This window comes from Pseudomonas sp. MB-090624 (genome assembly GCF_003205245.1).
Lineage (GTDB): Bacteria > Pseudomonadota > Gammaproteobacteria > Pseudomonadales > Pseudomonadaceae > Aquipseudomonas > Aquipseudomonas juntendi.
Genome location: NZ_QJRK01000012.1, coordinates 113,511 through 119,699 on the forward strand (window position 1 = coordinate 113,511; position 6,189 = coordinate 119,699).

Consider the following 6,189-nt stretch of genomic DNA (forward strand, 5'->3'; position numbering starts at 1 on the left):
GACGCAATTGTAGTTTTGGGGTCAGCGGCCTGGCAGGAAGCGGGGAATAGCATGAGATTTCCAGCCTACCTAGCGAGGTCTCACCATGAAACGCATCCCTCTTAAGCTGCTGATCAGCACACTGTTCATCAGCACCACTTTTCCGGCATTTGCCGAGACCAGCGACAGTAGCAATGGCATTGGGCAGCAGGCCCAGGCGACGCCAGCGACTCGTACCATCTTGGTAAAGATGGACGACATCAACTACAGCCAGAAAACGATCGATGTGAAGCCAGGTGAAACCGTGCGCTTCGTTCTGAAGAACGAGGGCGCGTTGATGCACGAGTTCAACATCGGGCAGGCAGCGTCCCAGCTGGAGCACCAGCGCAAGATGGCGTCCTTGTTCAAGGACGGCACACTGACCCCGACCGGCATGGCCGAGCGCATTGTCTGGCATGAGCGTTATGGCACGGGAGACTCCAACCCTCCAGGCTATCCGGAAGTCATCAAAGCCAAGCATGACGACCCGAACGCGGTTCTCGTCGAGCCCGGCACAACCAAAGAGTTCGTGTGGACCTTCCCTAAGGCGGGCAGTTTGAGCTTCGCCTGTACATTGCCTGGGCATTACCAGGCGGGGATGGTCGGTGAGTTTGCTCTGCGTTAGTCCGGCATCGGTGCTACCCGTTGGCAGCGGGCTGGGTAGCACCGATCTGACGAACCTTACTGCGATGTAGTTTTCACGTCAGCGTACCGCCAGCTGCACCTCATTAGCATCGGGACTCATCCCTCCTCAACACCTCAGAGGCACACCATGAAACTCAGACCCGCTTTCATAATCACCACCCTTGGCTTGCTGCTCAGTGCTGCCAATGCGCTGGCCAGCCCGGGCCACAAGAAAGACAGTATTGGGCAACCGGGAGACGGTCAGGCAGTAGATCGCACCATCGAAGTCCGGATGGGGGACATCTTCTTCGAACCCAAAGCAATGGAGATCAAAGCAGGCGAGACAGTTCGCTTCGTCCTGAAAAATGACGGTGCACTGCTACACGAATTCAATCTTGGCAAAGCGGCATCTCATGCCGCGCACCAGAAAGAGATGGCCGCGATGTTTCAGAACGGCACGCTGTCCCCTACAGGTGCACATGACATGAGCAATATGGGCCATGCCATGGGCGGCATGAAGATGGTCGGTATGGAACACGATGACCCCAACAGTGTTCTTGTCGAACCTGGAGCACGCGAAGAGTTGATCTGGACCTTCTCCGCCGCCACCGAACTGGAGTTCGCCTGCAATATTCCAGGACATTATCAGTCGGGAATGGTCGGTAAGGTGACCGTACGCTGACGTTTATTGATACTCGCCAACTCCGTCCAGTCTGAGACACCTATACTGATCCGGCCGCCATTGAAACGAGGCTATTGTCGTGGACCATACCCATCACACCAGTACCACTGAGCCGCCTTTTTGGAAGAGCAAGATTGGCATTGCGCTGATCATGCTGGCCGTAATCGGCATCTTCTATGTAGCGCGTGAGCATTACGGTCATCTTTCGCAGGCCCTGCCGTACCTCATCCTGCTGCTATGCCCGCTGATGCATCTGTTTGGCCACAATCACGGCGGGCACTCCCACTCCAGCAGCACCGCTGTTTCCAAGGACGAAGAAAGGACATAGATCGCATGCAAAAGACCTCCTGCCATCATGACCAGGATCATTCACATAACTCGCACGCCCACTCCGAGAGCCAGCGCGACCCGGTGTGTGGCATGGAGGTCAAACCTGATGGCCCTTATCGCGAGAGCTTTGAAGGGAAGGCCTATCATTTCTGCAGTGCGAAGTGCCTAGAGAAATTCCAAGCAGATCCTCATCAGTACATGAGCCATCAGTCTCATGGGGAGCATCACCAGCACGCGACTCCAGCACCCACATCGACACCTGTAGGTGCTGAATACACCTGCCCGATGCATCCAGAAATCCGTCAACCGGCTCCCGGAAACTGCCCGATCTGCGGGATGACGCTGGAACCTGTCATCCCGGAGCTGGAAGAGGAGGAAAATCCAGAGCTGAAGGACTTCTCGCTGCGGTTCTGGTGGACCCTACCGTTGACCGTCATCGTGACCGTATTGGCGATGGCCGGCCATTCCTTGCAACTGTTTCATGGCACGACCCAGAACTGGGTCGAGCTGGCTCTGGCGACGCCCGTGACGCTATGGGGTGGCTGGGTATTCTTCACCCGCGGCATTGACTCCATCCGCCACCGCAGCCCCAACATGTGGACCCTGATCGGTTTGGGAACGGCCGCTGCCTACCTCTACAGCGTGGCCGCTACCTTGGTTCCGCAGTGGTTTCCGGCGGCCTTTGCCCAGGACGGACGTATCGGCGTCTATTTTGAAGCAGCCGCAGTGATTATCTCACTCACGCTGTTGGGCCAAATGCTCGAACTCAAGGCCCGCTCGCAGACTTCGGCAGCCATCAAGTCACTGCTGAGGCTGGCACCAAAGACTGCGCGTCGCATCAAGCACGATGGCCAGGAAGAAGATATTCCGCTGACACATGTCCATCAGGGCGACCACCTACGTGTCCGGCCGGGAGAGAAAGTCCCGGTGGACGGTACGGTTCTAGAGGGGGAGAGCGCCGTCGACGAGTCGATGCTTACCGGAGAACCGTTACCCGTGACCAAGCGGGTAGGGGATGCCCTTATCGGTGCCACCATGAACACCCATGGAAGCCTGGTGATGGAGGCGCAGAAGGTCGGTGCCGAGACCATGCTGTCGCAGATCGTTCAGATGGTGGCCAGAGCCCAACGTTCCAAGGCCCCCATGCAGCGTATGGCTGATGCGGTGGCAGGGTATTTCGTGGTCGGGGTGATCCTGATCGCGATTCTGACCTTCTTCGGCTGGGGGCTATTAGGGCCGGAATCAGGCTGGGTATTTGGCCTGATCAATGCGGTGGCGGTGCTAATCATTGCGTGTCCCTGCGCTCTGGGTCTGGCAACCCCGATGTCCGTCATGGTTGCGACTGGCAAGGCCGCTAGCAGCGGTGTGTTGTTCCGCGATGCCAGCGCCATCGAAAATCTATGCAAGATCGACACGCTCATCGTCGACAAGACTGGAACCCTGACTGAGGGGCGTCCCGTATTCCATAGTGCGGAAGGGACAGGCGGTTACGACTCCAATGAAGTGCTGCGCCTGGCTGCTAGTCTCGACCAGGGTAGTGAGCACCCGCTGGCTCATGCCATAGTCGATCATGCGCGCGGTCAGGGCATTGCACTGGTCAAACCGGACACTTTCGAATCTGGCTCGGGTATTGGTGTGCGCGGCCAGGTCGATGACTATCAGCTGCAGCTCGGCAACACCGCACTGATGGACGAGGCGGGCGTCGATATTACCCCGCTGCGCAATCGCGCCGAGCAACTGCGTCTGGGAGGCATCAGCATCATCTATTTGGCCGTTGATGGCCGCCTGGCGGGACTACTGGCCGTTTCCGATCCGATCAAGCCTACTTCTCAACAGGCTGTCTCCAAGCTTCAAAGCGAAGACGTAAAGGTCATCATGGCCACTGGTGATGGCCTCACCACAGCAAGAGCCGTGGCGCAGCAGCTCGGAATCGAGGAAGTGCATGGTGAGGTCAAACCGCAGGATAAGGAGAAACTAGTCGCCGATTTGCAGGGCTATGGCCGTCGTGTCGCCATGGCGGGTGACGGTATCAACGATGCGCCCGCCCTGGCCAGGTCTGACGTAGGTATCGCCATGGGCACCGGTACCGATGTGGCGATGAACAGCGCCCAAGTGACGCTGGTCAAGGGAGATCTGATCGGCATCCTGCGAGCGCGCACCCTGTCAGTGGCAACCGTGAAAAACATGAGGCAGAACCTCGCCTTTGCGTTCATCTACAACGCGATGGGAATCCCGCTAGCAGCGGGGCTGCTGTACCCGCTGACGGGGCATCTTCTGTCGCCCTTGATTGCTGCGCTGGCGATGAGTGTCAGCTCGGCGTCGGTGGTCTTCAATGCTCTGAGGTTGAAATCAACGGACATGGGATAGGCTTCCATACCACCGACCAGGTGATTATTCAGAAGCGCATCTGACCGGAAAATGCCGTACGGTAGTTTCCGGTCCGACCTATCTGTCGCAACACATAGTGACGAGGTGACGTTCTATGGACTGTTGCCGCTGCGGGTAGGAGACTGGTCGTCGTTAACCCATGAGGACTCTCCGTGGCCCGCATTCGCAGACTGATTATCAGCAACTTCCGATCTATCCAGGCGCTCGACTGGGTGCCGGCCCCAGGAATTAACTGCCTCATAGGTCCTGGCGATAGTGGAAAGTCCAGCATTCTAGATGCGATTGACCTTTGCGTCGGTGCCCGCCGGGGCGGCACGTTCGGCGACATGGACTTCTTCGCTCTGAACGTCGAAACACCCATCACCATCAGTGTGACGCTTGGCGATTTGCCGGTATCGCTGATGGATATCGATGTTTACGGCGAGTTCTTGCGTGGATTCAATCCAGGAACGGGAGAAGTCGACGACGAACCGCGAGCGGGGCTGGAGACCGTTATCACCTTGCTTCTGCAAGTTGGTGCCGATTTGGAACCTACCTGGACACTTTTTTCTGAGCGTGCGGAGCAGCAGCAACTCGAACGCACTCTTCCCTGGAAGGAACGAGCGGCACTAGCACCCGCCCGTATCGGCAGCTTTGCGAGTTCGAACTTGTCGTGGAGTCGTGGCTCAGTGCTCAATCGACTTACTGACGAGCGTGCAGAGCTAGGTGCCGAACTTGCGCGCGCCGCGAGGCAAGCAAGAGCGAACTTTGGCAATCAAGCCGCCGGACATCTAACTCAGACGCTTGAGGTGGTGCAACGCACGGCTCAGCATCTTGGGGTTTCGGTTGGAGCGATGCCACAAGCACTCCTTGACGCACATTCTGTGTCGATTGGCGAGGGTGCGATCGCGCTGCACAGCGACACAGGCATTCCCCTTCGCTCCCTTGGCACGGGCTCGTCGCGATTGCTAGTGGCAGGGTTGCAAAGAGCTGCAGCTAGCGCCGCGCCAATTGCTCTTGTCGATGAGGTGGAATATGGGCTTGAACCTCATCGGCTCATGCGATTCTTGGACTCCCTGGGCGCAAAGGACGCTGCCGCTCCGCTGCAGGTCTTCATGACGACTCACTCACCGGTCGCGCTGCGCGAATTGTCCGGCAGCCAGTTATTCGTTGTTCGGTCTGGGCCTCAACGCCACAGCGTTATGGCGGCAGGGGAGGCCAACGAAGTACAAAGTACCCTTCGGAAGGACCCAGAGGCATTCCTCGCCAAATCCATTATCGTTTGCGAGGGTGCCAGCGAGGTTGGCTTCGCGCGTGGCCTTGATCAATGGTGGGTCAGTCTTGGCGCTACCTCATTCCTGGCTCATGGCGGCGCTTATGTGGACGCCGGCGGAGGAAGTCCCGATAACAGTCTTATCCGTGGAACAGCACTTCAGAACCTAGGCTATCGCGTGATGGTTTTTGTAGACGCCGACAAGCCTTCGACCGCGGGGCTCCCTGAAGCATTCTTGGCCGCAGGCGGACAAATTCTTACATGGCGACCAAGCCTCACTTTGGAGGACGAGGTCTTCCGCCATCTCAGTGACCAAGCACTCGATGCACTTCTGGCGAAAGCCGAAGCAATAGTGGGTGCAGAGCTGATGAACGCACACATCCAGTCGAAGTCCCAAGGACGTGTGACACTACATGACATCAAATCTGAAAGATTTATTCAGGGCTACTCGCCCGCGACGCGAGAGCTGTTGGGAGCTGCATCTCGTATCCGCAACAGCGGGTGGTTCAAGTCGTTGACAACCTATCAGGAGGTTGCAAGGGACATCGTCGGCCCGTCTCTACAGAACGCCGACCCGGGCTTCATGGCAGTCACGAATCAGCTCTGGACGTTTACAAGTGCCCCTTGAGATTGATCTTTTTGCTATCGAGCGTGGCTCCATAACAGCCCCCGCAGGTTGTGGAAAAACGCAATTGATTGCCGAGACGCTCATCGCGCATAGACAGAGCAAACCCATCCTCGTACTAACGCATACGAACGCAGGCGTTGCGTAAGCGTCCGGCGAACTCACCTTCCGAACTCCAGCATTAAGGGCGATGGTGTCCGCGTATTTTTAAGCGGACGCGATCACCCTTATCGCCAGGATTTCCATGCGCCAACGAAGCTCTTATCCGAA

General features: G+C 57.5%; 5 protein-coding genes and 1 pseudogene. All 6 read left to right on the forward strand.

Annotated elements, in window-relative coordinates; genetic code table 11:
* Nucleotides 1-85 precede the first annotated feature (85 nt).
* A complete protein-coding gene (locus DMX12_RS09280; RefSeq protein WP_024616818.1) occupies nt 86-643 on the forward strand; it encodes a plastocyanin/azurin family copper-binding protein in 558 nt (185 codons plus the stop codon).
* Nucleotides 644-790: 147 nt separating this feature from the next.
* A complete protein-coding gene (locus DMX12_RS09285) occupies nt 791-1,324 on the forward strand; it encodes a plastocyanin/azurin family copper-binding protein (RefSeq protein WP_003246762.1) in 534 nt (177 codons plus the stop codon).
* A 79-nt stretch (nt 1,325-1,403) separates the two neighbouring features.
* Nucleotides 1,404-1,652 (forward strand): DUF2933 domain-containing protein, encoded by a 249-nt coding sequence (locus DMX12_RS09290; RefSeq protein WP_003246761.1) that lies wholly within the window; start codon nt 1,404-1,406, stop codon nt 1,650-1,652.
* Between the two features lie 5 nt (nt 1,653-1,657).
* Nucleotides 1,658-4,021, forward strand: coding sequence for a heavy metal translocating P-type ATPase (locus DMX12_RS09295; protein WP_158248164.1), 2,364 nt, complete (start codon nt 1,658-1,660; stop codon nt 4,019-4,021).
* A 173-nt stretch (nt 4,022-4,194) separates the two neighbouring features.
* On the forward strand, nt 4,195-5,922 hold the full coding sequence (locus DMX12_RS09300) for an ATP-dependent endonuclease (RefSeq protein ID WP_110677175.1): 1,728 nt from the start codon (nt 4,195-4,197) through the stop codon (nt 5,920-5,922).
* A pseudogene (locus DMX12_RS29905) lies at nt 5,912-6,064 on the forward strand (DNA helicase UvrD); the annotation flags it as partial. The gene DMX12_RS09300 and the pseudogene DMX12_RS29905, both read left to right, overlap by 11 nt.
* Nucleotides 6,065-6,189 lie beyond the last annotated feature (125 nt).

Coding starts and splice junctions, on each gene's coding strand:
- DMX12_RS09280 (WP_024616818.1), top strand. CDS start 86: ATGAAACGCATCCCTCTTAAGCTGCTGATCAGCACACTGTTCATCAGC.
- DMX12_RS09285 (WP_003246762.1), top strand. CDS start 791: ATGAAACTCAGACCCGCTTTCATAATCACCACCCTTGGCTTGCTGCTC.
- DMX12_RS09295 (WP_158248164.1), top strand. CDS start 1,658: ATGCAAAAGACCTCCTGCCATCATGACCAGGATCATTCACATAACTCG.